27 protein-coding genes, 1 tRNA gene and 1 pseudogene are annotated in these 24,883 nt (G+C 60.0%); 11 read left to right on the top strand and 18 right to left on the bottom strand.

Annotated features, from left to right (window positions below; genetic code table 11):
* Nucleotides 1-138: 138 nt before the first annotated feature.
* Genes EQG66_RS12945 through ffh form a run of 7 tightly spaced genes read right to left on the bottom strand, consistent with a single transcriptional unit; the run spans nt 139 to nt 4,214 of the window.
* Nucleotides 139-528 carry a type II toxin-antitoxin system VapC family toxin gene (locus EQG66_RS12945; RefSeq protein WP_245988086.1) on the bottom strand — a complete coding sequence of 130 codons (390 nt, stop codon included), beginning with the start codon at nt 526-528 and terminating at the stop codon, nt 139-141.
* Between the two features lie 2 nt (nt 529-530).
* Nucleotides 531-803, bottom strand: a complete 273-nt coding sequence (locus EQG66_RS12940; protein WP_129405018.1) for an AbrB/MazE/SpoVT family DNA-binding domain-containing protein — start codon at nt 801-803, stop codon at nt 531-533.
* 47 nt (nt 804-850) lie between these two features.
* Nucleotides 851-1,351 carry an SRPBCC family protein gene (locus tag EQG66_RS12935; protein ID WP_164975686.1) on the bottom strand — a complete coding sequence of 167 codons (501 nt, stop codon included), beginning with the start codon at nt 1,349-1,351 and terminating at the stop codon, nt 851-853.
* A complete protein-coding gene (locus tag EQG66_RS12930) occupies nt 1,344-1,685 on the bottom strand; it encodes an ArsR/SmtB family transcription factor (protein WP_129405016.1) in 342 nt (113 codons plus the stop codon). The genes EQG66_RS12935 and EQG66_RS12930 overlap by 8 nt, the downstream gene beginning before the upstream one ends.
* Before the next feature lie 39 nt (nt 1,686-1,724).
* Nucleotides 1,725-2,207: a ribosome maturation factor RimM gene (gene rimM, locus EQG66_RS12925; RefSeq protein WP_129405015.1), complete on the bottom strand. Its 483-nt coding sequence runs from the start codon at nt 2,205-2,207 to the stop codon at nt 1,725-1,727.
* Between the two features lie 3 nt (nt 2,208-2,210).
* The gene (gene rpsP / locus EQG66_RS12920; RefSeq protein WP_129405014.1) at nt 2,211-2,696 is read right to left on the bottom strand and encodes a 30S ribosomal protein S16; all 486 of its coding nucleotides are present in this window, start codon (nt 2,694-2,696) and stop codon (nt 2,211-2,213) included.
* A 45-nt stretch (nt 2,697-2,741) separates the two neighbouring features.
* The gene (ffh, locus tag EQG66_RS12915; RefSeq protein ID WP_129405013.1) at nt 2,742-4,214 is read right to left on the bottom strand and encodes a signal recognition particle protein; all 1,473 of its coding nucleotides are present in this window, start codon (nt 4,212-4,214) and stop codon (nt 2,742-2,744) included.
* Between the two features lie 529 nt (nt 4,215-4,743).
* Here ffh and EQG66_RS12910 point away from each other — a divergent pair.
* From EQG66_RS12910 to ispZ, 5 genes are all read left to right on the top strand, one after another.
* Nucleotides 4,744-5,697: a PAS domain-containing protein gene (locus EQG66_RS12910; protein ID WP_129405012.1), complete on the top strand. Its 954-nt coding sequence runs from the start codon at nt 4,744-4,746 to the stop codon at nt 5,695-5,697.
* Nucleotides 5,698-5,759: 62 nt separating this feature from the next.
* Complete coding sequence (dapF, locus tag EQG66_RS12905) at nt 5,760-6,560, top strand: diaminopimelate epimerase (RefSeq protein WP_129405011.1); 801 nt, start codon at nt 5,760-5,762, stop codon at nt 6,558-6,560.
* The gene (mtaB, locus tag EQG66_RS12900) at nt 6,560-7,804 is read left to right on the top strand and encodes a tRNA (N(6)-L-threonylcarbamoyladenosine(37)-C(2))-methylthiotransferase MtaB (RefSeq protein ID WP_129405010.1); all 1,245 of its coding nucleotides are present in this window, start codon (nt 6,560-6,562) and stop codon (nt 7,802-7,804) included. Before dapF ends, mtaB begins: the two co-directional genes overlap by 1 nt.
* Entirely contained in the window at nt 7,801-8,733 is a 933-nt protein-coding gene (gene ftsY, locus EQG66_RS12895) for a signal recognition particle-docking protein FtsY (protein ID WP_129405009.1), read from the top strand. The genes mtaB and ftsY overlap by 4 nt, the downstream gene beginning before the upstream one ends.
* The gene (ispZ, locus tag EQG66_RS12890) at nt 8,726-9,358 is read left to right on the top strand and encodes a septation protein IspZ (protein WP_129405008.1); all 633 of its coding nucleotides are present in this window, start codon (nt 8,726-8,728) and stop codon (nt 9,356-9,358) included. Before ftsY ends, ispZ begins: the two co-directional genes overlap by 8 nt.
* A gap of 31 nt (nt 9,359-9,389) precedes the next feature.
* Here ispZ and EQG66_RS12885 read toward each other — a convergent pair whose 3' ends face one another.
* A complete protein-coding gene (locus EQG66_RS12885; protein WP_129405007.1) occupies nt 9,390-11,471 on the bottom strand; it encodes a malate synthase G in 2,082 nt (693 codons plus the stop codon).
* A gap of 95 nt (nt 11,472-11,566) precedes the next feature.
* On the opposite strand from EQG66_RS12885, the gene EQG66_RS12880 reads away from it, so the two are divergent.
* Nucleotides 11,567-12,484, top strand: a complete 918-nt coding sequence (locus tag EQG66_RS12880) for a LysR family transcriptional regulator (protein WP_129405006.1) — start codon at nt 11,567-11,569, stop codon at nt 12,482-12,484.
* 66 nt (nt 12,485-12,550) lie between these two features.
* Here EQG66_RS12880 and EQG66_RS12875 read toward each other — a convergent pair whose 3' ends face one another.
* The 5 genes from EQG66_RS12875 to EQG66_RS12855 all read right to left on the bottom strand — a co-directional run bounded on the left by EQG66_RS12875 (nt 12,551) and on the right by EQG66_RS12855 (nt 15,576).
* On the bottom strand, nt 12,551-12,886 hold the full coding sequence (locus tag EQG66_RS12875) for a PilZ domain-containing protein (protein WP_245988085.1): 336 nt from the start codon (nt 12,884-12,886) through the stop codon (nt 12,551-12,553).
* A gap of 157 nt (nt 12,887-13,043) precedes the next feature.
* Complete coding sequence (locus EQG66_RS12870) at nt 13,044-13,469, bottom strand: ExbD/TolR family protein (protein ID WP_129405005.1); 426 nt, start codon at nt 13,467-13,469, stop codon at nt 13,044-13,046.
* A 21-nt stretch (nt 13,470-13,490) separates the two neighbouring features.
* Nucleotides 13,491-13,982, bottom strand: coding sequence for an ExbD/TolR family protein (locus tag EQG66_RS12865; RefSeq protein ID WP_129405004.1), 492 nt, complete (start codon nt 13,980-13,982; stop codon nt 13,491-13,493).
* A 104-nt stretch (nt 13,983-14,086) separates the two neighbouring features.
* Nucleotides 14,087-14,845 carry a MotA/TolQ/ExbB proton channel family protein gene (locus EQG66_RS12860; RefSeq protein WP_129405003.1) on the bottom strand — a complete coding sequence of 253 codons (759 nt, stop codon included), beginning with the start codon at nt 14,843-14,845 and terminating at the stop codon, nt 14,087-14,089.
* Nucleotides 14,846-14,931: 86 nt separating this feature from the next.
* The gene (locus EQG66_RS12855; RefSeq protein ID WP_129405002.1) at nt 14,932-15,576 is read right to left on the bottom strand and encodes an energy transducer TonB; all 645 of its coding nucleotides are present in this window, start codon (nt 15,574-15,576) and stop codon (nt 14,932-14,934) included.
* Between the two features lie 378 nt (nt 15,577-15,954).
* On the opposite strand from EQG66_RS12855, the gene EQG66_RS12850 reads away from it, so the two are divergent.
* The gene (locus EQG66_RS12850; RefSeq protein WP_129405001.1) at nt 15,955-16,677 is read left to right on the top strand and encodes a hypothetical protein; all 723 of its coding nucleotides are present in this window, start codon (nt 15,955-15,957) and stop codon (nt 16,675-16,677) included.
* 35 nt (nt 16,678-16,712) lie between these two features.
* On the top strand, nt 16,713-18,008 hold the full coding sequence (locus tag EQG66_RS12845) for a homoserine dehydrogenase (protein ID WP_425470252.1): 1,296 nt from the start codon (nt 16,713-16,715) through the stop codon (nt 18,006-18,008).
* Nucleotides 18,009-18,161: 153 nt separating this feature from the next.
* Here the strand turns inward: EQG66_RS12845 and EQG66_RS12840 are convergent, their stop codons facing one another.
* Entirely contained in the window at nt 18,162-18,821 is a 660-nt protein-coding gene (locus EQG66_RS12840) for a DUF4919 domain-containing protein (protein ID WP_129405000.1), read from the bottom strand.
* 144 nt (nt 18,822-18,965) lie between these two features.
* Between EQG66_RS12840 and glpX the strand changes: the two genes are divergently transcribed.
* The gene (gene glpX / locus EQG66_RS12835) at nt 18,966-19,946 is read left to right on the top strand and encodes a class II fructose-bisphosphatase (RefSeq protein WP_129404999.1); all 981 of its coding nucleotides are present in this window, start codon (nt 18,966-18,968) and stop codon (nt 19,944-19,946) included.
* Between the two features lie 49 nt (nt 19,947-19,995).
* Here glpX and EQG66_RS12830 read toward each other — a convergent pair whose 3' ends face one another.
* Nucleotides 19,996-20,769 carry an ABC transporter permease gene (locus EQG66_RS12830; RefSeq protein WP_129404998.1) on the bottom strand — a complete coding sequence of 258 codons (774 nt, stop codon included), beginning with the start codon at nt 20,767-20,769 and terminating at the stop codon, nt 19,996-19,998.
* Nucleotides 20,766-21,728, bottom strand: coding sequence for an ABC transporter ATP-binding protein (locus EQG66_RS12825; protein ID WP_129404997.1), 963 nt, complete (start codon nt 21,726-21,728; stop codon nt 20,766-20,768). Before EQG66_RS12825 ends, EQG66_RS12830 begins: the two co-directional genes overlap by 4 nt.
* A gap of 93 nt (nt 21,729-21,821) precedes the next feature.
* Here EQG66_RS12825 and recJ point away from each other — a divergent pair, with 93 nt between their 5' ends.
* On the top strand, nt 21,822-23,591 hold the full coding sequence (gene recJ, locus EQG66_RS12820; RefSeq protein ID WP_129404996.1) for a single-stranded-DNA-specific exonuclease RecJ: 1,770 nt from the start codon (nt 21,822-21,824) through the stop codon (nt 23,589-23,591).
* Nucleotides 23,592-23,693: 102 nt separating this feature from the next.
* A tRNA-Glu gene (locus EQG66_RS12815) sits at nt 23,694-23,768 on the top strand.
* A 477-nt stretch (nt 23,769-24,245) separates the two neighbouring features.
* On the opposite strand, the gene EQG66_RS15765 is transcribed toward EQG66_RS12815, so the two are convergent.
* On the bottom strand, nt 24,246-24,590 hold the full coding sequence (locus EQG66_RS15765; protein WP_129404995.1) for an NIPSNAP family protein: 345 nt from the start codon (nt 24,588-24,590) through the stop codon (nt 24,246-24,248).
* Nucleotides 24,591-24,752: 162 nt separating this feature from the next.
* Nucleotides 24,753-24,883: pseudogene (locus EQG66_RS15630) on the bottom strand (electron transfer flavoprotein subunit alpha/FixB family protein); the annotation flags it as partial.

Raw genomic sequence — 24,883 nt, 5'->3', positions numbered from 1 at the left:
AGAGCACCCAAGGGATTGCACATCCACAGACGGCTGCAAGTGATTTCACGGAGGCTTTAGGCCAAAGCCAGTTTGCGAAGACCGACAACAGAACGGCCGCAATCAAGACTGCCGCCCCATAAATGAGCAACATTTCGATCACCCCGCCCAATTCTCTGTCTTCAGCCCCGGCACGTCGGCAAAGTCCGCCTCGTTACGCGTCACCAGCGTCAATCCAAGCGAAAGTGCATGCGCCGCGATCAGCCGGTCGAAGCTCTGGCCCCTGACGCCGATCTGGCGCACGAGGGCGCCATAAGTTGCCGCAGCGGCTTCGTCGAATGGGTGGAGTTTCAGGGTGCGCACCAAGGTGTCAAGCTTTTGCTCGTCGGCGGGTTCCGTTCGCTGGTGCCGCGCGCCTACCCTCAATTCCGCCAATGTTATCGCAGAGATGCCGAGACCCCGCGCATAGGAGGTGTAAATGCGATCGCGCACCAGATCACTTCGGCCCAGTGCGAAATCGATACAGACATTTGTGTCCAGCAGGAACAAACTCAGGCAGCCTTGCCTTTAGGTTTTCGAGGGGACCAGTCCCGCTCCTCTTGCTCGATATCCCCACGCCCCTCAGACATGAAACCGGGCGAAAAGGAGCCATAAAGGCCCATCAGCACTTTCAACCCATCGTCTTCTTTCCAGAAGGTGAAACTGCCGTCGGCATGAGGCGCAATCACGATGTCGTCACCTTCGGCGATGCCCAGCGCCTTTGGCAGGCGCAGCGCCACCGAGTTACCCGATTTGAACACCTTCGCCTTATATTCCTCGGTCATCACACGCTCCGTATATACTTCGTGTATATACAAAGACCCGGCTCAGGTCAATCGGCCAGATACTCCGCCAGCTCATCGAAGCTGCCGCTCCAGCCGCCGGTCATCGACGCCATCTGCGAGACGAACATTTCAAGCGCTTCGGGTGTCGCTTCAATCGGTGTCCACCGCAGCGTCAGTTCGGTCCCTCCATCCTTCTCTACGAAGTCGATCTCGGTCAGCAACACGCGCGGCCAATGCTCGAAAAATGGCGGCGATGTGATGTTTCCGTCCGCATCGGCAAAACTCTGCTCCCAGACGATGCGGCGCGGGCGATCGATTTCGCGATAGACGCACCAGGTGTACATGGGCGGCATATCGGGGTGGCTGACCGTACTGTGGAGATGGCTGCCCACAGCAATCGCGCCGGAGATTGTTTCCACCTTCGATCCCTTCGGGCCAGACCAGTCGGCATAGCGCTCGATGTCGGCCCAGGCATCAAACACCCGTTCTATGGGGGCATCGAAGTGGCGAGAGATAACGAATTGCGGCATAGTGGAAAGATCAGTCATCGGCACCTTCCTGCTCTTTGGGAAATGATTTGAGATACGCATCAAGCCGGTCGAACTTGTCGGGCCAATGGGTGCGCATAGCCTCCAGAAAACGGTTTGCGGCGTCTAGCCCGGCGGGTTTGAGTCGGCGCGGGCGCGCTTGCGCGGAGCGACCGGTTTCGATCAGGCCAGCACCTTCGAGCACTTTCAGATGTTTGGAAATGGCAGGCTGGCTGATCTCGAATGGTCTCGCCAACTCTGCCACACTGGCCTCGCCCTGCGCCAGCCGCATGAGGATAGCCCGCCTGACGGGATCGGCCAATGCCCCAAAGGTCTTGTCGAGCGACTCGTTCATCGCTCATTGATTATATAACTATTCTGTTATGTAAAGTCGCTAGTCGACGAAGCGAGCGTCTATCACAGCCCGCTCGACATCGATGGTCGCGGAATGAATAGGGACCATGAAACGCTTGCCATTCGGCCTTTGGACTTCAATCAGGTCGCCCGCGCCGAAATTCTCGACCGCGATGATATGCCCCAGCGCCTCGCCACTATCGGTAACGCAGGGCAAGCCAATCAGGTCATGATGATAAAATTCGCCCTCGCCCAGCGGCGGCAAGGCGGATCGCGGCACGGTGAGCGCGACGCCGCGCAAAGCCTCCGCCGTATTCCGGTCCTTCACCTCCGCAAAGCGGGCGACGGCGCAGTTCGAACCGGCCCGGATGGATGAGAGGGTGAGCGTCCGCCCACCCCCATCGAACGTTTTGTAATGCTTGAGGCTTTCCGGCCCCTCGCAAAACAGCTTCAATCGCACCTCGCCCGTCACACCATGCGCGCCAACGACGGCGGCGAGGGTGACGGGGCGGTCGGCGGTCAAGGATCAGCCCTGAGCCTGCTCTTCGCCAGCCTCAGCAGCGGGCGCTTCCTCAGCGGCGGCTTCCTCGGCTACCGGCGCTTCTTCCTCAACCGCAGGCGCGGCAGCAGCAGCGGTGGCCTCTTCGGCAGCGGCCTTGGCAGCTTCCTCAGCCTCGGCGATCTTCGCGGCCTTCTCCTCGGCGCGATCCTTGGCCTTCTCGCCGGGGACGCCCTTGTTCGGGTTGTTGCGCGGAGCGCGCTCCTTCACCCCAGCGGCGTCAAGGAAGCGGGCGACGCGGTCGGTCGGCTGCGCGCCGTTCGCGACCCAGTATTTCGCGCGCTCGGTATCCAGCACCACGCGCTTTTCGTCGGTCTTGGCGAGCAGCGGGTTATAGCTGCCGATCCGCTCGATGAACTTGCCGTCGCGCGGGGCGCGAACGTCCGCGACTACGATGCGGTAATAAGGACGCTTCTTGGAGCCGCCACGCGACAGACGAATTGATGTTGCCATAAAATCTAACCTTACCTTTCTGAAATATTGAAAATAAATGGAATTCTATTTTTTTAGAAACTTCTGAAAATTGGGCGGAAGCCCGCCCGGCGCACCGCCGCCGAGGCCCGGCAGGCCGCCCGCGCCTCCACCCAGACCACCGAGCATGTCACCCATGCCGCCGCCCCCAAGACCGCCCTTGCCGCCCATGAACATCTTCGCGAGCGCGCCGAAGCCGCCCATCTTGCGGATTTTCTTCATCGCGGTTTCCATTTCCTGATGCATCTTGAGGAGTTTGTTCACCTCCTGCACCGTGCGGCCCGCACCCTTGGCGATGCGGATCTTGCGCTTGGCGTTGATGATCGCCGGGCGCTCGCGCTCCTTGGGCGTCATCGATCCGATGATGGCGTCCAGATGCACCAGCGCCTTGTCGTTCGCGCCGCTCTGCGCCATCGCCGCCTGCGCTTTCTTGAGGCCGGGGATCATCCCCGCCATCGCGCCCAGCCCTCCCATCTGCTGCACCTGTTTCAGCTGCATGCGCATGTCGTTGAGGTCGAACTGGCCCTTCGCCATCTTCTTGGCGAGCTTGTCCGCCTCCTCGGCGTCGATCGCCTCCGCGGCCTTCTCGACCAGCGAAACGACGTCGCCCATGCCGAGGATGCGTTGCGCCACGCGCGCGGGGTGAAACGGCTCGATCGCGTCGAGTTTTTCGCCAGTGCCCGCAAACTTGATCGGCGCGCCAGTGACAAAGCGCATGGAGAGCGCCGCGCCACCACGCGCATCGCCATCCATCCGGGTCAGCACGACGCCGGTCAGCGGCACCTGCTCAGTGAAATTCTTCGCAACGTTGACGGCATCCTGCCCCGTGAGGCTATCGACGACCAGCAGGATTTCCTGCGGGGTGGCGACATCCGCCACCGCCTTCATCTCGTCCATCAGCGCCTGATCGACATGGAGGCGGCCCGCGGTATCGAGCATCACCACGTCATAGCCCTGCAGCTTGGCTGCCTGAAGCGCGCGGCGGGCAATATCGACCGGCTGCTGGCCAGCGACGATAGGCAGCGTGGCGACATCGGCCTGCTGGCCCAGCACCGCCAACTGCTCCTGCGCCGCCGGGCGATTGACGTCCAATGACGCCATCATCACCTTCTTGCGCTCTTTTTCCTTCAGGCGCTTTGCGATCTTCGCGGTAGTGGTGGTCTTGCCCGATCCCTGCAAGCCCACCATCATGATGACGGCGGGCGGCGTGACATCAAGCATCAGGTCAGAGCTGTCTGACCCAAGGAACTCCGTCAGCGTATCAGAGACGATCTTGACGACCATCTGCCCCGGCGTGACCGAGCGCAGCACATCGCCACCCACGGCCCGGTCCGTCGCGCGATCCACGAATTCGCGCACCACGGGAAGCGCGACGTCCGCCTCCAGCAGCGCGATTCGCACCTCGCGCATCGCGGTGCGGACATCATCCTCGCTCAGCGCACCGCGCCCGCGCAGCTTGTCGAACACCCCGGTAAGGCGATCGCTCAATGAGTCAAACATCGACACCTCTTATGCGCGGCAAAACCGCCGAAAACCTCATAACCCGAAACGACAAACACGCCGGTGGGCGAAACCTCGCCGACCAGCGTCGATCCTTGGACCATAGGGGCAAACCGCCCAAGCCAGGGATGTCATCAGGGCGCCAGACAGGCCCGAAAGCCCGCTGACTGAGAGCGCACATAGGCGAAAGCGTGGGAAATGGCAAGTGCGGCTGTCCCCACTCCCTCGACACACGTACCGCTTATCCAATGCTGTAATCACCATGCATCGCATCATCACGGTAAACAACATGCAGGCCGCTAAAGCCATGCGCTCATAGCGCCAGTGGCAAAGCTTGCTTAGATCGGCCTATGATCCGTTTTTGTAGAACTATACGGCATGGTGAGTTCAGCGCAGCCAATGCACTGTCTACCAAGATCGCCAGCTATGGCGCCTTCATTCAGACTGGACGTTTTACATGGCTTTCTCTATTTGATTTCTTGTTCAGCACAATGCCGAATAGCGATAATTGAACTTGGAATAATGCCTCATGCTTAGAAAAGCATCGATATCTACCGAAGCACTGGCGAACGTCTTGGCGCAAAGCAGCGATTGCGTGAAGCTGATCGATGAGCACGGCGCGTTGATGTGGATGAACCCGAACGGCCTGTGCAGTATGGAGATCGATGATTTCGGCACGATTGAGGGGCAATCATGGTCTAGCTTCTGGCCGGAAGCCACTCAGCCGCAAATACAATCTGCCTGCATATCAGCAAGAAATGGGACACCGCAAAGATTCCAGGCTTATTGCCCCACGGCCAAGGGCAAGGACAGATGGTGGGACGTGAGCGTGACGGCGCTGTCCGGCCCGGACGGACTTTTCTCAGGATTTTTGTCCATCTCCCGCGACATTACCGACTCTGAGCTGGCACGACAGGCCTTGAGCATCGCGGCGTCCGAAATGCGCCATCGTCTTGGCAACAGCTATGCCATCATCTGTGGCCTCATGTTTTCCCATGCAAAAGGGTCAACTGAACTGGAAGCATTTTCGCGGGAAATGACGGATCGGATCTCCGCACTCGCACACGCGCAGACCTTGTTTAACGATGGCCAAGCCTCTTGTCGGCTCGATGCGCTCATACCCGCGCTGGTCGACCCCTTTCGGCGCGACAATTGCGAAGTCCATGTCGATATAGATGCACCCAACCCGATCAGCCAGTCAGCAGCCGATACTATCGCCCTCGTTGTCGGAGAGCTGTCGGTCAATTCGACGAAACATGGCGCATTTGCACATGGCGGCACAATCAACATCAGGGTCCGCAATACAGAGACTATACAGGTCGAGTGGGAAGAAGAATGTGTGCAGGACGTACGCGACCATTCGCGGAGGGGCGGACAAGGCCTCACATTAATGGATCGCATAACGCAGGCACGGCGCGGCTCGTTCGACATGGCATGGAGGCAGAGCGGGCTAACAGCCTTATTGACCCTTCCTAACGCCTAAGCAGCGCGCGCGATTATGCCGCGTGTGGACATTTCCCGCGCCCCCCCCTACATGCGCTGCCTATGAGCAAGTTCGCCAAAATGCACGGCCTTGGCAATGATTTCGTGGTCATCGACGGGAGGGAAGGTCCGGTCGATATCAGCGCGCCGCGCGCGCGCGCCATTGCCGACCGGCACACCGGCATCGGCTGTGATCAGCTCATTCTCGTGGGTACGTCTGGCAAGGCCGACGTCTCAATGCGCATCTTCAACGCCGATGGCTCTGAGGTGGAAGCCTGCGGCAACGCCACCCGCTGTATTCCGCTGTTTCTGGGCCGCGATGTGACGATCGAGACGAAGGCCGGGCTGCTCGATGCGCGGCTTGCAGGCGATGGCGCCAGCGTCGATATGGGCGCGCCCCGATTTGAGTGGGACGCGATACCGCTTGCCTATGCGATGGACACATACTCCATGCCCACAAGCTGGGAGGACCTCCCCGCGCCCGCCGCCGTCAATGTCGGCAACCCGCATGTGATCTTCTTCGTCGATGATCTGGTGTCGGTCGAGACGGACCGCCTCGGACCCCTGATCGAGCATGATCCGCTGTTTCCGGCGCGCATCAACGTAAACTTCGCGCAAATATTGAGCGATCAGCATATCCGTCTCATCGTGTGGGAGCGCGGCGCAGGGCTGACGCAGGCCTGCGGCACCGGCGCCTGCGCCACAGCGGTTGCGGCGATCAGGCAGGGGCTGGCAACTGGCCCAGTCACGGTGTCTCTGCCCGGCGGCGACCTTGAGATCGACTGGCGCGCCGGTGGCCACATCCAGATGACCGGCCCCGCCACGTTCGTTTTCTCTGGCGAGGCAGACTGGGAAAGGTTCTGATGACCGCACCAGAGGTCATCACCTTCGGCTGTCGCCTCAACATCGCTGAAAGCGAGGCGATGCGCGGCCTTGCGGGCGATGACACGAACCTCATCATCGTCAACAGCTGTGTCGTGACTGGCGAGGCGGTGCGCCAGGCGCGGCAGGCAATCCGGCGGGCGAAGCGGGCGCGCCCAGACGCGCGCATTGTCGTCACTGGCTGCGCGGCGCAAACCGACCCTGCCCTCTTCGCCGCCATGCCTGAGGTCGACCGCGTAATTGGCAATGCCGAGAAGATGGAGCCGCGCTCCTTTGCGCCCACCCCCGAAAAGGTCCGCGTCTCAGACATCATGGCGGTGCGCGAAACCGCCCCGCACCTCATTTCGAGCTTTTCAGACCATGCCCGCGCTTTCGTGGAGGTGCAAAATGGCTGCGATCATCGCTGCACCTTCTGCATCATCCCCTTTGGCCGGGGCAACAGCCGCTCCGTTCCCGCAGGCGCCGTGATCGAGCGGATCAGCGCGCTGGTTGACGAGGGCTACAGGGAAGTGGTGCTCACCGGCGTCGATGTGACGAGCTATGGCGCGGACCTGCCCGGCAACCCCACATTGGGGAGCCTCGTCGAGCGCATCCTCGCCCGCGTCCCCGCCCTGCCCCGCCTGCGCCTCTCCTCCATCGACAGCGTGGAGATAGACGAGCGGCTGATTACGCTGCTCACGCAAGAGCCGCGCGTGATGCCGCATGTGCACCTCTCGCTGCAATCGGGCGACAACATGATACTGAAACGCATGAAGCGCCGCCACGATCGCGCCGAAGCCGTTCGCATTGTCGAGCGGCTGCTCTCCGCGCGTCCAGAGATCAGCATCGGCGCGGACATCATTGCCGGATTCCCGACCGAGACGGACGCGATGTTCGCCAACAGCCTCGCGCTGGTGAAAGAGTGCCAGATCGTCCACGGCCACATCTTCCCCTATTCCCCGCGCACCGGCACCCCCGCCGCCTTGATGCCGCAGGTCGAGCGCGCAACGATCAAAGCGCGTGCCGCCCGGTTGCGCGAGGCCTGCGCCGACAATCGCGCCCGTTGGCTCGGCTCGCTGGTCGGCACGACGCAGAATGTGCTGGCCGAGGGTGACGGCACATCGGGCCACGCTGAAAATTTCGCACCCGTGCGCCTCACCACCCCGCACCCGCGCGGCAAAATCGTAACAACGCGCGTCATCGGGGTTGAGAATGGCACTCTTATCGCGCAAGAGATTGCTGCATGAGCGAAACTCCTCCCAAAAGCTGGCGCGAAAAGCTGTTCGGCGGCCTCAAGCGCACGTCGGAAAAGCTGGGCGAAAACCTCACCGGCCTTTTTGCCAAGCCGCTGGATGCGCAGACGCTGGACGAGATTGAGGAGGCGCTGATCGTCTCGGACCTCGGCCCCGCGATGGCGATGCGCATCCGTGATCGGCTGGAGGACACCCGCCACAGTCGACCGATAACGGAAGAATATGTGCGCGAGGTGATCGCCGACGAGGTGGAGAAGGTGCTGAAACCAGTGGCCAAGCCGCTGGAGTTCAAGGCCGCCCGTCCGCAGGTCATCCTCGTTATAGGTGTCAACGGCTCTGGCAAGACCACGACCATCGCGAAGCTCGCCAAGCGCTTTCAGGAGCAGGGGCGCAGCGTGATGCTGGCCGCTGGCGACACGTTCCGCGCCGCCGCTATTGGGCAACTGAAGGTCTGGGCTGAGCGCATCGGGGTGCCTATCGTCTCTGGCAAGGAGGGTGGCGATGCGGCGGGCCTCGCCTTTTCTGCCGTGCAACAGGCGACCGAGCAGGGCATAGACATACTGATTGTCGACACAGCAGGCCGCTTGCAGAACCGCACAGAGCTGATGGACGAGCTGGCCAAAATCCGCCGTGTCTTAGGCAGGCTGGACCCCGCCTCCCCGCATGATGTGGTGCTGGTGCTGGATGCAACATCGGGCAACAATGTCCTCTCTCAGATTGAGGTGTTCCGCGATGTCGCGCAGGTGACGGGCCTCGTGATGACCAAGCTCGATGGCACCGCGCGCGGCGGCATGCTGGTGGCGGCGGCCGAGAAATACGGCCTGCCCATTCACGCCATCGGCGTCGGAGAAACCATTGATGACCTGAGGCCGTTTGATCCGGCAGACATGGCAAGAGCCATAGCAGGAAGCGCCTATGCCTGAAGCTACACCGACCAAGCCCGCCCACAATCCCAATCTTTCGCTTGCGCTGGATTTTGGGCCGTTGCTGGTCTTCTTTCTGGGCTACAAGTTTCTGGGCATGGTCGCCGGCACGGCGGCCTTCATGGTCGCGATCAGCCTCGCCGTGCTTGTTTCCAAGGTCAAGCTGGGCAAGGTCTCGCCCATGCTCTGGCTTTCCGCCGTCCTGGTGGTGTTCTTCGGTGGGCTGACGATCTGGTTCAACGATCAGCGCTTCATTCAGATCAAGCCGACGATCATCTACAGCTTCTTCGCATTGATGCTGCTCGGCGGGCTGGCGCGGGGCAAGCCGCTGCTCAAGTATCTGCTGCAGGCGGCTTACGACGGCCTCAGCGAGGAAGGCTGGGCCAAGCTTTCGCGCAACTGGGCGATCTTCTTCATCGTCATGGCCGTCGCGAACGAGATCATGCGCGCCAGCCTCAGCTTCGACAGTTGGCTGTCGCTCAAGGTCTGGGGCGTGACGATCGTCTCGTTTCTGTTCGCCGCAGCGAATGTGCCGATGCTGTTGAAGCATGGGCTGGTGCTGGACAAGAGCGCACCCGCCGAGGCCGAAAAGGCCATCGCGCAAGGCGAGCCGCCGCAGGGGTGACGCTCACCCGCTGCGGCGCGCTGCTCCAGCTTTACGCCGCGGCTTTCAGCTTCAACCGATAGGCATGCAGCAACGGCTCGGTGTATCCTGATGGCTGCTCGATGCCCTTGAACACGAGGTCGCGCGCCGCCCCGTAGGCAAGGCTGGTGGCCTCATTTCCTGACATCGGCCGATACAGCGGATCGCCTGCATTCTGCGCATCGACCTTCTTGGCCATGCGCGCGAACGCGGCGTCAATGTCGGCCGCGCTCACCACGCCGTGAAGCAGCCAGTTCGCCATATGCTGCGAGCTGATGCGCAACGTCGCGCGGTCTTCCATCAGGCCGATGTCGTTGATGTCCGGCACCTTGGAGCAGCCTACGCCCTGATCGACCCAGCGCACGACATAGCCCAATATGCCCTGCGCATTGTTGTCCAGCTCGGCGCGGATTTCCTCGTCTGACCAGTTTACGCCCGCCGCGACCGGGATGCTGAGCAGCGGATCGAGACCCGTCACGCCCTCGGCCTTGCGCTCGGCCTGGCGGGCAAACACATCGACGGCGTGATAATGCGTCGAGTGCAGCACGGCGGCGGTGGGAGACGGCACCCAGGCGGTGTTCGCCCCGGTCTTTGGGTGACCGATTTTCTGATCCAGCATGTCCGCCATCCGGTCCGGCGCGGCCCACATGCCTTTCCCGATCTGCGCCTTGCCCGAAAGCCCGCAGGCAAGGCCGATCTGCACATTGCGATCCTCATAGGCCATGATCCAGCTAGAGGTCTTCATGTCGCCCTTGCGGATCATCGGCCCGGCGCGCATGCTGGTGTGCATCTCGTCGCCGGTGCGATCAAGGAAGCCGGTGTTGATGAACATGATGCGATGCTTCACCGCCTCGATACAGGCGGCAAGGTTGGCGGAGGTGCGGCGTTCCTCGTCCATCACGCCGATCTTCAGCGTATGGCGCGCTAGCCCAAGCATGTCCTCGATCGCGTCGAACAGACGGTTGGCGAACGCGGCCTCCTCCGGCCCGTGCATCTTGGGCTTGACGATATAGACGCTGCCCGTGCGGCTGTTTTTGTATGCGCCAGTGCCGTTGAGGTCATGCAGCGCGATCATCGAGGTGACGATGCCGTCGATGATCCCTTCCGGCGCTTCGCTGCCATCGGGCAGGAGCACGGCGGGCGTGGTCATCAGATGGCCCACATTGCGCACGAACAGCAGGCTGCGGCCCGGCAGGGTGAAGGTGCTGCCATCCGCAGCGGTGTAGGCGCGGTCCGTATTCATGCGCCGCGTCATCATCGCGCCATTCTTCTCGAACGTGTCCTCCAGATCACCCTTCATCAGGCCCAGCCAGTTGGAATAGGCCAGCGTCTTGTCTTCGCCATCGACAGCGGCGACCGAGTCCTCAAGGTCGCAGATCGTGGTGAGTGCGGATTCGAGGATCACATCGGCAACTCCCACCGGATCGCTCGCGCCGATGGGGTGGTTGCGGTCCACCACCACTTCGATGTGGAGGCCATTGTGCTTGAACAGAAAGCCCTTCTCGGAGCGGGCGCATGGTGGCGCGCCCTCCTCACCGCTCAGCGCCTTTTCCCAACCCGGCACGGCGCTGTTCAGGAAATTGCGCGCCCAGGCGATGACCTGCGCCCCCCGCTCGGCGTCATAGCCTTTGCCCTGGGCACTGCCGGGGATTGCGTCCGTGCCATACAGCGCGTCGTACAAGCTGCCCCAGCGAGCGTTGGCTGCGTTAAGCAGGAAGCGCGCGTTCAGGATCGGCACGACGAGCTGAGGACCCGCCATGGTGGCGAGTTCGTCGTCAATATTGGCGCTCGTCACCTCGAACGGCGCGGGTTCTGGCACCAGATACCCGATCTCGCGCAGGAAGGCCTGATACTCGGTCTGATCCAGCGGCTTTCCCGCGCGGGCCAGATGCCACGCGTCAATCTTAGCCTGTAAATCCTCGCGCTTCGCCAGCAGCGCCGCATTCTCCGGCGCGAAACGGGCAAGAATGTCCGCCATGCCCGCCCAAAATCCTTCCGGCGCCAGACCAGTACCCGGCAGCGCCTTCTGCTCGATGAAGTCGGCCAATTCCTGTGCTATCTGCAACCCTGCGCGCGTGGTCATCGCCGTCATCATACTTCCTCCTGATATAGCTAGTTTACCGCCTACCGCGTTGTGCGAAAGTGCGGTAGTAGGAAATAATTTAACGCACCCTATCCAATGAGTTAACAATGTTCGATCCTGACTATGAGCTGTTTCTTTCCATCATAGAGGCAGGGACCATATCGGCCGCTGCCCGTGCGCGCGGGCTCACCACGGCGGCAGTGTCAAAGTGCCTGGCACGCCTGGAGCAGCGTCTCTCGGCACGCCTCGTCAATCGTACGACACGGCGCCTAGCCCTTACCCCTGCCGGGCAGGACCTGTATGAAACCCTCTTGCCGCTGCGTTCTTCGCTTGCGGCGGTCGAAGAGCGGATCAGCGGAAGGCATGAACTGATCAGGGGCGATCTGCGCCTTACCGCGCCGACATCGTTTGGCCGTATGCACCTTGCACCCTGTCTGGCCCGCTTTACCGAGGCCTATCCCGACATAGAATTGACGATAGACCTTTCCGACAGCTTCGTCGATTTACTGACCAGCCCCTATGATGCTGCCATCCGAATTGCGGTAGATGTCGGGTCCGGACTGATCGGCCACAGGCTGATGGGCAGCCGCCGCGTGTTGTGCGCGTCGCCCGCTTATCTTGCGCGGATGGGGCAACCGGAAAGCCTTGCCGATCTGGAGCGCCACGTCTTGCTTGCAGCCGAGGGGCAACTGCCCTGGCAGATCGAAGGACCAGAGGGACAGATTGCCTTTCATGGACGCAGCGCCGTCAAAACTAACTCCAGCGAAGTGGCGCGCGAGTTGGCGACCGGGGGGTGCGGAATCGCATTGCGTTCGCTCTGGGATGTAGCAGAACTGCTGGATTGCGGAAAACTGGTGCAAGTCCTGCCGCACTACGAAGGAGCGCGACAAGCGGCCATCTATCTAGTCCATGCCCCTACGCCCCACATATCCGCCAACATCCGCGCTTTGCTTGCCCATCTGCGGGAGCAGTTCGGCGACATAGAAGATATGGAATACAAAGCCGAGAGCACGTTGAGTGCATGACAACACCATAAACCGTGAGATGACTATCCCACAGAGGCCATGCGCTTCCCGTAACCTGTATAGATGTCAGTGTGTGCTAACCCGCATGATATGCTCATAGATCGCCTTGTGCAGTGGCGCCTCAAACATGCACCCGGCCTCTGAGCCTTTGGTCCACATAACCGTGGCGCGGCGACCGTCAAAGCCTGAGAACATTACCCAAATCGTCATGCCCGGCTTGAGATTGACGAAGCTGTGCAGGCGAAAGCCGGTCTCAGAAAGATTGGAGACGCGGCTGGTGAACCAGGTCTCGCCCGGCCTGCGCAGCTTGACGCCGATCAGCACCGTGTGGCGCGCCTTGCGGGGCGCATCCTCAGGGCTGAGTGATGTCTGGTCGATATAGGTCATCGCTGGCTCGCGCATCCTCCAATGGGCTGCTATCGCAGATCAGCGTAAGCATTTCGTTAAGAGATGCGCGAACAAGACCTTTCTTCCATGACCGTCGATCACAAAAAAAGGGAGGCCGAAGCCTCCCTCTCATCCGTGATGCGGCAGGAGGCTCAAGCCTCCCAAACCGTCATCAGAAGTTGTAATAGCGCTCGTTGCCAACGAAGCCGAGCTTCGTTACCTTTGACGCCTTGATGATCGCGAGAACCTCGTCCACCGTCACATAGCGGGTCTGACGATCCGGCTCGAACTGAAGCTCCGGCTCAACCGGCAGCGCCATCGCCGCGCGCAGATACTGGCGCAGAGTCAGCTTGTCGATCGGGCTGCCGTTCCAGGTGATGGTTCCGGCGGCATCAATCGCAACCTTGTTCTTGACCGAGTCAATCACATCTGGCGGCGGCGGGTTGTTATTATTGGGAAGGTCGATCTTCACCGCGTGGGTCTGGATCGGAATGGTGATGATGAACATGATGAGGAGCACGAGCATGACGTCGATCAACGGCGTCGTGTTCATATCCATCATCGGCTCACCATCGTCTGAACCGGCACTCATAGCCATGGGAAATACTCCTGCAAACGCTTAGAGACGCTGAACGCGGATAGAACCCGGATCAGGCTGGGATATGAAGCCCACCTTCGGGAAACCGGCCAACTGCATGGTATAGATGGTGCCGCCAATGCAGCGCCAAGGCGTGTTGATATCGCCACGGATATGCACTTCCGGCAGATCTTCCGCCGTCATATTGGCAATACCCCCGGCCTTCTCAATGTCCTTCTTGAGCTTGGCGACCGCGCGATTGAGCAGCTCATCCGAATTGACCTTCGTCATGTTCCAGTACACCTGGCATGAACCGTCAGCCCCAGAGTTAATGGAGAGGGAAACATTCTCCGGCTTGGTCGTCGTCGGTTCAAACGGCACCTTGGGCAAATTCAGCTCAATCGTCTGGACCACGACCGGCACCGCGATCAGGAAGATGATGAGCAGCACCAGCATGACGTCGACAAGCGGGGTCGTGTTGATGTCGGCCATCGGCTTGTCATCGCCGCCGCCAGATCCAGCACTAATTGCCATCGATCAGTATCCTACTTTTCGTATCATTCTCATGGGCTTGATAAAGCCCGGTGCGAGCCGGTGGCTGTCTCCCCGCAAGGGGAAACAACCACCCGGCAATCAGGTCAGGCCTTGGTCGGAGCAGCAGCCGGACGCGCAGCGGCGGTCGGCGCGGCAGCAACGGTCGGGCGAACCTGACCGTTGGACATCAGATAGCCCAGCAGATCGACCGAGAAACCGTTAAGGTCCTTGGCGATCGCCTTGTTGCGGCTCTGCAGCCAGTTGAACGCAAGCACCGCAGGCACCGCGACGACGAGGCCGAGCGCGGTCATGATGAGTGCTTCACCAACCGGACCGGCAACCGCGTCGATCGACGCCTGACCGGAAGAACCGATCTTGATCAGTGCGCGATAGATACCGACCACCGTGCCGAACAGGCCGACGAACGGTGCAGTCGCGCCAACAGTTGCGAGAAACGCGAGACCACCGCTCAACTTGGTGTTGATCGCAGCTTCCGAGCGATCCAGCGAACCATGCATCCAGTCATGCGCCTCGACCGGATCGGTCAGCTTGCTGTGCTGCTCCTGAGCGGCGAGGCCATCATCGACGAGCTGCTTGTAGGCAGTGTTCTTCTCCAGCTTGCCAGCGGCCTCCTTGAGGCTGGCGGCGCGCCAGAAGGTCTGCTTCACCTTCTTGCCCTGGCTGATGATCTTCTGCTGCTCGATCAGCTTGGTGAACAGGATGTAGAAGGAGAAAATCGACATACCCACCAGAATGACGAACGTGGACTGAGCAATGATACCGCCCTCTTCGAGCGCGGCCTTCAGACCATATGGATTTTCCTGCGCGGCCCCAGCGGCAGCGGCTGCAATAGAAATGAACATTGTTAGCTACTTCCCTCTCAAAATATAATGCCAAAGAAGATGGGCGGCGATGGCCAAACCGGCTTCAACCGCCCTTCAAATAAACCTTATTCCGGTATCCGCCATACAAACCGGCTAGACCAGCTATCGGACATGGGGTTGCCATCCGATCCCGTAGCAGGCTTGAAGCGGCCACGGCGCGTCACAAGCTGACAGGCCGTTGCGTCAAGATCGGAATGACCGCTCGATGAAGTAACCGAGCAATTCGCGACCCTGCCGTCCACTCCCACATCAAGCCTCAGGCCGACAACGCCGGAGCGGCCCTCGCGCAGAGCGCGACTGGGATAATCGTCAGACGTCACCCAGTCACCGGGTTTACCCTTAGGCGTTGCCCGCGCGACAGGACGCGGGGGAGCTGGAGCCGGCGTCGGGACAGATATGACCGGCGCAGGCGGCGGCGGTGTCGCCACACTCGTAACCTGCGGGGCGGGCGCGGGAGTCTGCACTATGGCAGGTGGCGCAACGACAGGCGGTGGTGGCACATCCGCCGGCTTGGGCGGAGGTGGCGGCGGTTCGTCTGGCGGCGGCGGCTCATCCTTGACGTCGATCACGTTCAGCTGTTCTGCGGCTTTCTTGACATATTTCATGCCAAGTCCGGTAACGAAAGCATATCCGAGAACAACGTGAATCAAGGCGACGATAATAATCGAGATTGTTCTACTCGATGCCTCCGAGTGATCTGCGTAGGCCATTCAGCAACGACACTCCTTAACTCAACTTGTAATTAAAACTGCGACACTCAGATAAGGGGCACAAAGCACATGCGCGCACATGCCTCAAGCCCCACCCCCTTGTTTACTATTATTCCTCCGCTTCCTATCGTGGCATACGGACGGAAGCAAACGCTTTGTGCGCCTTTGCGCAGCGACAGATTGAGAATTTGTGACTACCGGCTGCAAAGGCCTGTACAGAACGGATCGAAAGCAGATTACATGGCGACTGACCATGCCAGATTACATACCACCCGAATTGGACGCAAGCTTATGAAAATAATCAGATTTATGTCCATATTGGTGGCTTTTTCTCTCCCTTCTCAGGCACCGGGCAAGGCCAAGGCTCCGGCGGCGGCTATGGTGTCATATGCAGACGTGGCAGACCTCGCGACCGAGGCACCCATCATTGCCAAGGCGCGAATAGCAAGCGTGAAAAGTGTGGAAATCAAGGGCGATACTCCCTCCCTCCCAACCCGAAGTTACCACAACATTACGGTCAGGATCGATTCGCTGATTCGCGGCGAGGGCGGCCTCGCCCCGCGTGTGAGCTTTCTCGCAGTCGCAGGTTCACAGCGCCCGCGCAGTGGAACAACCGTTCTGCTGTATGCAAGGCCAGGCAAGCAATCAAACCACGTACAGCTTATATCGCTACATGCGCTCCAGCCATGGAGTGTCGAACTGGAAACCGTTACCCGCGCTGTCACAAGCGAGGTTCTGAGCGCCAACCCCGCCCCCGCCATACTCGCCGTGGGAGACGCATTTCATGTACCCGGCACGGTCGAGGGCGAGAGCGAGACACAAATATTCCTGAAAACCACAACCGGCGCGCCCGTTTCGCTCTCGATCGTCCATCGCCCCGCCGAAGCGACGCGATGGGGCGTCTCGCTTGGCGAGATCGTAGACGACGCGGCCGTTCCTCCTGCGCGCAACACGCTGCTCTGGTATCGCCTGGCCTGCGGCTTGCCTGACACATTGCCAGCCAGCTCAACACGCGGACTTGCCGTCCTCGATGCAGAGGCAACGCGACGGGACTACAGATTCGTAATGGAAAGCCTTGGCAGGTGCGGCCGCACATTGTAGCTGGCCTTGGCAGTTGGATTTGAAACGGGATGACGATGCAGGATCAACGACCGATGCGCGTGGCGCTGGTGGGGCTGGGCACGGTGGGCACCGGGGTGATCCGCCTTCTGGATGCGAACAGAGAGCTGATCGCCCGCCGCGCGGGTCGTCCTATAGAGGTGCGCGCGGTCAACGCGCGGGATCGCAGCCGGGATCGCGGCGTCGATATAGCCCGGTTCGACTGGGCAGATGACATGATGGAGCTGGCCCGGCGCGACGACATAGACGTGGTGGTGGAGTTGATCGGCGGGTCCGACGGCCCTGCCCTCGCCCTTGCGCGCGCGGTACTGAGCGCTGGCAAGCCGCTTGTTACCGCCAACAAGGCGATGCTGGCGCATCATGGCCTTTCGCTGGCCAAGCTGGCCGAACAATCCGGCATACCGCTCAAATATGAGGCGGCGGTGGCGGGCGGTATCCCAGTTATCAAGGGGCTGAGAGAGGGGGCTGCGGCCAACGAGATCAGCAGCGTCTATGGCATATTGAACGGCACCTGCAATTACATCCTCACCACGATGGAGCGTGAGGGGCGCGATTTCAACGAGGTGCTGAAGGAAGCGCAGGAACTGGGCTATGCCGAAGCGGACCCCAGCTTTGACGCGGACGGCATCGATGCCGCGCACAAGCTCTCGATCCTCGCCAGCCTCGCGTTTGGCACGCAGATTGACTTTGGCGCGGTGGATATCGGCGGCATCCGCAGCGTCTCTGCGGCAGACATCCGCGAGGCGGCGGCGCTGGGCTATCGTATTCGCCTGGTCGGCGTGGCGGAAAATCGTGCGGATGGCCTGTTCCAGCGTGTGCATGCGGTGCTGGTGCCAATGCATCATCCCCTCGCGAGTGTAGAAGGGTCTTTGAACGCCGTGCTGGCCGAGGGCAATTTTGTCGGCAGCCTGTTCTTCTCTGGCCGGGGGGCGGGCGAAGGGCCGACCGCGTCTGCCGTGGTGGCAGACCTTATCGACATCGCCCGCGATGAATATGGCGATCCCTTCGCCATGCAGGTGGAGCAACTCGCCAAACGCCCCAAAGCAAACAGCGGCGATACTATCGGCCGTGTCTATCTGCGTTTTCTGGTGCAGGACAAGCCCGGCGTGCTGGCCGAAATCGCCGCCGCCATGCGCGATGCCGGCGTGTCCATCGAAAGCGTGATCCAGCGGGGCGCTCACGAGGACGGCGCCGTTCTCCTCGTCGTGGTCACGCATGACACTGCCGAACGCGCAATCCGCGAGACTCTTGATCAATTGGCTGGCTCAGATAACCTTATCGCTGAGCCAGTGGTGATGCCGATATTGGGTTAGGGGCTGTGGGGATTCAGTTCAGATGGAGCCGAAAAGGGGGATTTTCGAGCATCGGAGCGCAGCGTACTCAAAGGTACGTGAGCACCGAAGCGCAGAAAATAGCGCTTTGCAGGCCCATATGGGCTGAATCCCAACAGCCCCTAGGCCGCGCTCCTAAAAGCCCTTCCCAAAGAAGGCATCTATGTTGAACCATAGCTCATCAGCAGTCCCTATCGCCGGGTTCCATGCTGCCATGACATCATAGCTATGGCCATCTTTATGCACGAGTGACTGGTTTCTTAGCTCCAGCCCCAATGCCTGTAGCATCAGATATTCCTCTCGAACGCTTATGACAGCCCATGCCTGATCGGCGCTGCGCCCTGTACGCCCACCGGTTATCGCGTTGAGGGACTGCTTGATTACGCCGTCATGCGCCTTCGCACTTTTCTCGTCATTGGCTTTGGAAGCCGCATATCGCGCCATGAAATGGGCATCGAGATCGAGGTAATCCGTATCAAGACGTTTCCGCGCCAGTTCCAGCCCCTTGCCCCACTCCTGCGCCTGGAAGGCTTGGAGGACCGCTCCTTTCCAGTCACCGCCGTCCGCATAACCGCCGAATATTTTGGCATGACGGGCGCGCAAGCTAGCCATATCAACCGTCTCTCCGGCGCGCAGCTTCGCCACGTCTGCATCATAGGCCGCTTTGAAGGCGGGATCGACGGGCTTTAGAACAAGCGACGGTAGATCACTTGTTGCAGGCTTGTCATCCGCCAGTGCTACCGCGGGTGCAACGAGTAACGACAGACCAACAATCAATCCTGACACCAGCCTCATACATTCACCCCTCAATTCTTGTTCAGTCTGCCTGAGACCATATCCGCTACGGAATGACAACCAATACTATACTCGACAATTTCATCTTCTGCGCTTATCGCCCGCCAGTATCGTTTCGATGATTTGCCAGGAAAGAGAGAAAAAATGCAGCCCAGTTCGGTTCTCGACCGCGTATTGGTTTTGGAGATGGTCCGCGTGACCGAGGCAGCGGCTATCGCTGCGTCGCGGCTCATCGGACGGGGTGATGAAAAGGCCGCTGACGCTGCTGCTGTCGAGGCGATGCGCCTGGCCTTCAACGACCTCTATATGGACGGCACCGTCGTCATCGGCGAGGGTGAGCGCGACGAGGCGCCTATGCTCTATATCGGCGAGAAAGTGGGCAGCGCAATCGGAACGGGGCCACGAATCGACATCGCGCTCGATCCGCTTGAAGGGACTACGATCACTGCCAAGGCCGGGCCGAACGCGCTCGCCGTTCTTGCGATCTCGGAAGAAGGTGGTCTTCTGAACGCGCCGGATGTATATATGGACAAACTGGCAGTCGGCCCCGGCTACCCAGAAGGCATCATCGACCTCGCCAAAACCCCAACCGAGAATGTTAAGGCCGTTGCAGCGGCAAAGGGAGTATCGCCCAGCGAGATTATCGTCTGCGTGCTCGATCGCCCGCGCCACGAAAAGATCATCGCGGAGCTGCGCGCATTGGGATGCGGCATCATGCTGATTCCAGATGGCGATGTGGCTGGCGTGATCGCAACCACCAACCCCGAAACCACGATCGATATGTACATGGGCAGCGGCGGCGCGCCAGAGGGCGTGCTGGCCTGTGCGGCTCTGCGCTGCGTCGGCGGGCAGTTCAAGGGCCGCCTCCTGTTCCGCAACGATGATGAGAAAGCGCGTGCGCGCAAATGGGGCATCACCGATCTCGACAAGATCTACGACCTCAAGGAGCTGGCGATCGGCGATTGCATCTTCGCCGCAACGGGCGTGACCGACGGATCACTGTTGAAGGGCGTGAAGCGCCTGCCCGGAGGCCTGATGACCACCGATAGCGTCGTGATGCGCGCGTCCTCCGGCACGGTGCGCTGGATCAAGGGCGAGCATCACGCCGACCGCAAGGACAAGTAGGCGGTCATATTCCATTTAAGGCTATTGGAGGCGCTGGAAACGGCGCCCCTTATTTCTTGAGCCGGTATCCGGTTTTGAACATCCATCCTATCACGGCCATGCACAGCAGCACCAAAGCTGCTACAAACGTCAGGCTGATGCCAATGTCCACATCCCCCTTGCCGAAGAAGGTCCAGCGGAAGCCGCTGATGAGATAGATCACCGGGTTGAACAAGGTTATCGTCCGCCATGGTTCCGGCAGCATCGAGATGGAATAAAAGGCGCCACCGAGGAAGGTCATCGGCATGATGATGAGCATCGGAACGACCTGTAACTGCTCAAAACTCTGTGCCCAGATGCCAAGGATGAAGCCAAACATGCAGAAACTTATGGCAATCACCGCCATAAAAGCCAGCATCGCCAGCGGATATGCCACTGAGACATCGACAAAAAGATGCGCGGTGGCAAATATCACCAGACCGATCATCATCGATTTGCTCGCCGCAGCACCGACATAGGCGATCACTGTTTCGAGCGGTGAAAGCGGTGCGGAGAGCAACTCGTAAATCGTGCCGGTCCACTTGGGCATATAAATCCCGAAGCTGGCGTTAAAAATGCTTTCCTGAAACATCGAGAGCATGATGAGGCCAGGCACGATGAACGCGCCATAGTCTGTGCCATCGATCTCGGTCATCCGCGAGCCGATAGCCGAGCCGAAGACGATGAAATAGAGCGACGTGGTAATCACCGGCGTCATCAGGCTGGTCCAGATCGTGCGGCGGAAGCGGTGCAGCTCAAATATGTATATGGCGGCAATGCCGCGCCAGTTCATTCTGCCGCTCATGCGTCCGCTCCCTGTGTCGTCAGCGCATCGGCCGCATCCCCGGAGTGCACCAGCCCCACAAAAATATCCTCCAACGAGCTTTGTCGGGTCGAGAGGTCATGATAGCCGACACCAGCTTCGCCCAGAGCCGCCATCAGCGCCGGGACACTGCCTTGCCCCCCTCTCGCATCAAAGCGATAGTCGAGATCATGCTGGTCTTCGCTAATCGTCAAATCCCAAGAGCGTAAAGCCTCAGGAAGCGCAGCAAGAGGGGCGTTCAGATGCACCGTCAGCGTCTTGGTGCCCAGCTTGCGCATCAGCGCATCGTTCTCCTCGACCAGCAAGAGACGGCCCTTGGTGATGACGCCAACCCGGTCCGCCATTTCCTCCGCCTCCTCGATATAATGGGTGGTGAGGATGATCGTGACGCCTGTGTCACGCAAATGACGCACCATATTCCACATATCCTTGCGCAGCTCCACGTCCACACCGGCGGTCGGCTCGTCCAGAAACAGGATGCGCGGCTCGTGGGATAGCGCCTTGGCGATCATGACCCGGCGCTTCATTCCGCCAGACAGTTCCATGATCTTGGCATTGCGCTTGTCCCACAAGGACAGGTCTCGCAGCAGTTTTTCAATGTACACGTCGTTCCGCGCCTTGCCGAAAAGGCCTCGGCTAAAGCGCACGGTGTCGAGCACCGTCTCGAACGCATCGGTATGCAGCTCCTGCGGCACCAGGCCGATGTCAGTCCGGGTCTGACGATAATCGCTGATGATATCGCGACCGTTTACCAACACCTGCCCCACGCTGGGCGAAACGATGCCACAGATGATGCTGATGAGCGTGGTCTTGCCCGCACCATTCGGGCCGAGCAGCGCAAAAATCTCGCCTTCGCGAATGTCGAGATCCACCGAATGGAGCGCAACATGGCCAGAGGCATAGGACTTGCCCAAGCCAGAAACGGATATGATGGAATTCATGAAAAGGACACTCTCGGTCACACGCTATTGCGCTTCTGACATAATGTATTCGCAGCGCGTGACAAGGCAAGCCTGAGCCCGTAGAGCATATTCATGCGCCCCATCGCCAACATCCCAGCTTCGATCACGGGTCAGACATGGTGCTGGCGCGGGAACTATGCGGGTTCAGACGATGGCGCCTTCTCGCGCGACGATCTCGTTACGCAACTGTTGCTGGCACGGGGCTGTCCGCGAGAGGATCTGGAGATACAGCGAGCGCCTACGTTGCGGCATTTCATGCCTGACCCATCGCTCTTTCGCGATATGGACACAGCCGCCCGCCGCCTTGCCGATGCAATCGAACAGCAGGAAAAGGTCACTATTTTCGGCGATTATGACGTTGATGGCGCGAGCAGTGCGGCGCTGCTAATCTTGCTGCTGCGCGCGCTGGGGCTTGAGGCGGGTTATTATATTCCTGATCGGCTGATGGAGGGCTATGGCCCTTCCGGCACGGCGCTCGTGGCGCTTGCGCATGGGGGAGCGAACCTGATCGTCACGGTCGATTGCGGGGCGCAGGCATTCGAAGCGCTGGAGATGGCGCGGGCGGCAGGTGTTGACGTTATTGTCGTCGATCATCACCAGTGCGCCACGGCGCTGCCCCCTGCCCTTGCGCTGGTGAACCCCAACCGCCTTGATGAGAACGCTGAAGCAGCCGCGCATGGGCATCTGGCCGCCGTCGGCGTCGCTTTCCTGCTCGGCGCGGCGCTGGTGAGGGAACTGCGCACGCGCGGATATTTCTCCGCACGGACAGAGCCTGCATTGCTCGATCTGCTTGATCTGGTGGCCCTCGGAACGGTGGCGGACGTGGCGCAACTGCGCGGCCTCAACCGCGCCTTCGTGGCACAGGGGCTTAAAGTGATGGCGCGCCGGCGCAACCTCGGCCTTGCCACTCTTGCCTCAGTCAGCCGCCTGACACGCGCGCCGCTGTGCCATGACCTCGGCTTCGCGCTTGGCCCGCGCATCAATGCTGGCGGTCGGGTCGGCAAGTCCGATCTGGGAGTCCGCCTCCTTATTACGCAGGACGAGGAGGAAGCCCGCGCCATCGCGGCGGAACTGGATCGGCTCAACGAAGAGCGCCGCGCCATCGAGGCTAGCGTGCAAGAGCAGGCAACACACCTGGCCGAGCACCAAGGCAACCGCTCCGTGCTGCTGGTCAGCGGCGAGGGCTGGCATCCCGGTGTCATCGGGATAGTAGCCGGGCGGCTCAAGGAAAAATTCGCCAGACCAGCCATAGTCATTGCCACCGATGAAGCGGGAACCGGCAAGGGCTCAGGTCGCTCGATCACAGGCGTTGATCTTGGCGCTGCAATTCTGGCGGCGAAAGAACACGGCCTGCTGGTTGCGGGCGGCGGGCATGCAATGGCCGCAGGCTTGACCGTCACGCAAGGACGCATTGCGGAATTGCATGATTTTCTTGATGAGCATCTCAGCGCCAGCATAGCGCAGGCAGGGGCTGAGCGCTCCCTGCCCGTCGATTGCCTGCTTAGCCCGCGCGGTCTCAGCCCCCAGCTCGTCAACGATATGGAAGCGGCCGGGCCATTCGGCGTGGGCTGGCCCGCCCCCCGCATAGCCACCGGGCCGATGCGGATTATCAAGGCTGATGTCGTCGGCAGCGGCGGCCATGTCCGCCTGATCCTGTCAGGGCAGGATGGTGCATCGCTCAAGGCAGTCGCTTTCCGTCAGGCTGATACACTGTTGGGGCAGCAACTGCTGGGCGGATCGAAGGGGCGCACGCTCTGGCTTGCCGGGCGTATAAAAACAGACGAGTGGGGTGGCGCCAAAAGTGCGGAGCTGCATATTGAAGACGCCGCATGGGCCGAATAATCCGGCTACGTTAAAATAGTCCGCTATCCGGCTTGACCCGGCGGCGGCTTCCCCCTAATGCCGCCCTCGCCTCGGAACGAGCAGTTGCTTCGGCACCGGCATGGCCCCTTCGTCTAGCGGTTAGGACGCGGCCCTTTCACGGCTGAAACACGGGTTCGATTCCCGTAGGGGTCACCAGTTGAGCAATTTTATTGTATTGACTTTAAACTGTAAAATATACTCAGTCCAAAACGGCACCACCCTTTTTCCCACATTTTTGTATAGGCCCGTAGGGATTATGTTGGACCTGAACGGCATAACTCCGTTTCCATGATTGCATTGACTGCTTATTGTTTTTGATGTGAGCAACATGGGATATCATTGCCAGTAATATTTTGGCCTTTCAGCCTCGCCTGAATCAAAAATAAAATAAATTTTTAATTATATTTGATTAATTTTACGAATTAATTCACTGTCTCTAGTTATAGTAGCAAGGGCTCGAATAACGACGAATAATATTATCGCGATAATACTTCGCAAGCGCCAGCTAAATAACGCCATCGCTTCAGCCCCTGTCGGAAGTGTCCTCGGAGATACCTAGCGCATTCATACATTGCACAGTGGCTGGGCACCCACTGCTCTAGTCTAAACTGCTTTTCAGCACATTGAATAGCGTTATATCAAGGAAGCGCTTCCAGGCGCCACGAAAAAGCTAGTCGGTGTAAGCAATATATTTTGGACTTTTGTGATCAGAGCGCCATTGCGCTCACTTTCGATCCGGCGTGTTATCCATTCCGGGTCGGTGACGAACTTGCCCCACTTTTCATCGCGTTCGGTAAGATCAGTCCATTCAAGCAGATAGTAGAGACTATTGCTCGATGGACCCACCAAGCAATTCCAGAAGCCAAGCGGACGAACGCCCAGCCGTTCCCAGATGCTAAGAGTTACGTCTGTAAAGCGACGGTGGAGGTCGCCCAGCCGCCCAGGCATTGCCTCATAGATACGTAGCTCATGTAACATTCCTATATTCCCTTATACCATAAGTGGGATGGCCGCAGGCGTAGACCGGTGTATCTTGCCGGTTACGATCTGGTGCATGGGTGTCCGAAGATATCTCTGCCACAGATTGCAGTGCGACCAATTGAGCGCGCCTTTGGCTTGAAAGATAATAGCGCGTGCCGCTCAGAGTTTTTCTGTGAGTTCCGGGACGATCTTGAAGAGATCCCCGACGAGGCCGATGTCGGCTACCTGGAAGATGGGAGCATCCTCGTCCTTGTTGATGGCGATGATGGTTTTGCTGTCCTTCATGCCGG

Origin of the sequence: Sphingobium fluviale (assembly GCF_004122115.1) — a bacterium.
Taxonomy (GTDB): Bacteria; Pseudomonadota; Alphaproteobacteria; order Sphingomonadales; family Sphingomonadaceae; genus Sphingobium; species Sphingobium fluviale.
This window is presented reverse-complemented; position numbering and strand designations above follow the sequence as displayed.

Excerpts from the sequence above, each read along its gene's own strand:
- EQG66_RS12940 (WP_129405018.1), bottom strand. The coding sequence starts at position 803 with ATGACCGAGGAATATAAGGCGAAGGTGTTCAAATCGGGTAACTCGGTG.
- EQG66_RS12935 (WP_164975686.1), bottom strand. The coding sequence starts at position 1,351 with ATGACTGATCTTTCCACTATGCCGCAATTCGTTATCTCTCGCCACTTC.
- EQG66_RS12930 (WP_129405016.1), bottom strand. The coding sequence starts at position 1,685 with ATGAACGAGTCGCTCGACAAGACCTTTGGGGCATTGGCCGATCCCGTC.
- rpsP (WP_129405014.1), bottom strand. The coding sequence starts at position 2,696 with ATGGCAACATCAATTCGTCTGTCGCGTGGCGGCTCCAAGAAGCGTCCT.
- ffh (WP_129405013.1), bottom strand. The coding sequence starts at position 4,214 with ATGTTTGACTCATTGAGCGATCGCCTTACCGGGGTGTTCGACAAGCTG.
- EQG66_RS12910 (WP_129405012.1), top strand. The coding sequence starts at position 4,744 with ATGCTTAGAAAAGCATCGATATCTACCGAAGCACTGGCGAACGTCTTG.
- dapF (WP_129405011.1), top strand. The coding sequence starts at position 5,760 with ATGAGCAAGTTCGCCAAAATGCACGGCCTTGGCAATGATTTCGTGGTC.
- mtaB (WP_129405010.1), top strand. The coding sequence starts at position 6,560 with ATGACCGCACCAGAGGTCATCACCTTCGGCTGTCGCCTCAACATCGCT.
- ftsY (WP_129405009.1), top strand. The coding sequence starts at position 7,801 with ATGAGCGAAACTCCTCCCAAAAGCTGGCGCGAAAAGCTGTTCGGCGGC.
- ispZ (WP_129405008.1), top strand. The coding sequence starts at position 8,726 with ATGCCTGAAGCTACACCGACCAAGCCCGCCCACAATCCCAATCTTTCG.
- EQG66_RS12885 (WP_129405007.1), bottom strand. The coding sequence starts at position 11,471 with ATGATGACGGCGATGACCACGCGCGCAGGGTTGCAGATAGCACAGGAA.
- EQG66_RS12880 (WP_129405006.1), top strand. The coding sequence starts at position 11,567 with ATGTTCGATCCTGACTATGAGCTGTTTCTTTCCATCATAGAGGCAGGG.
- EQG66_RS12875 (WP_245988085.1), bottom strand. The coding sequence starts at position 12,886 with ATGCGCGAGCCAGCGATGACCTATATCGACCAGACATCACTCAGCCCT.
- EQG66_RS12870 (WP_129405005.1), bottom strand. The coding sequence starts at position 13,469 with ATGGCTATGAGTGCCGGTTCAGACGATGGTGAGCCGATGATGGATATG.
- EQG66_RS12865 (WP_129405004.1), bottom strand. The coding sequence starts at position 13,982 with ATGGCAATTAGTGCTGGATCTGGCGGCGGCGATGACAAGCCGATGGCC.
- EQG66_RS12860 (WP_129405003.1), bottom strand. The coding sequence starts at position 14,845 with ATGTTCATTTCTATTGCAGCCGCTGCCGCTGGGGCCGCGCAGGAAAAT.
- EQG66_RS12855 (WP_129405002.1), bottom strand. The coding sequence starts at position 15,576 with ATGGCCTACGCAGATCACTCGGAGGCATCGAGTAGAACAATCTCGATT.
- EQG66_RS12850 (WP_129405001.1), top strand. The coding sequence starts at position 15,955 with ATGGTGTCATATGCAGACGTGGCAGACCTCGCGACCGAGGCACCCATC.
- EQG66_RS12845 (WP_425470252.1), top strand. The coding sequence starts at position 16,713 with ATGCAGGATCAACGACCGATGCGCGTGGCGCTGGTGGGGCTGGGCACG.
- EQG66_RS12840 (WP_129405000.1), bottom strand. The coding sequence starts at position 18,821 with ATGAGGCTGGTGTCAGGATTGATTGTTGGTCTGTCGTTACTCGTTGCA.
- glpX (WP_129404999.1), top strand. The coding sequence starts at position 18,966 with ATGCAGCCCAGTTCGGTTCTCGACCGCGTATTGGTTTTGGAGATGGTC.
- EQG66_RS12830 (WP_129404998.1), bottom strand. The coding sequence starts at position 20,769 with ATGAGCGGCAGAATGAACTGGCGCGGCATTGCCGCCATATACATATTT.
- EQG66_RS12825 (WP_129404997.1), bottom strand. The coding sequence starts at position 21,728 with ATGAATTCCATCATATCCGTTTCTGGCTTGGGCAAGTCCTATGCCTCT.
- recJ (WP_129404996.1), top strand. The coding sequence starts at position 21,822 with ATGCGCCCCATCGCCAACATCCCAGCTTCGATCACGGGTCAGACATGG.
- EQG66_RS15765 (WP_129404995.1), bottom strand. The coding sequence starts at position 24,590 with ATGTTACATGAGCTACGTATCTATGAGGCAATGCCTGGGCGGCTGGGC.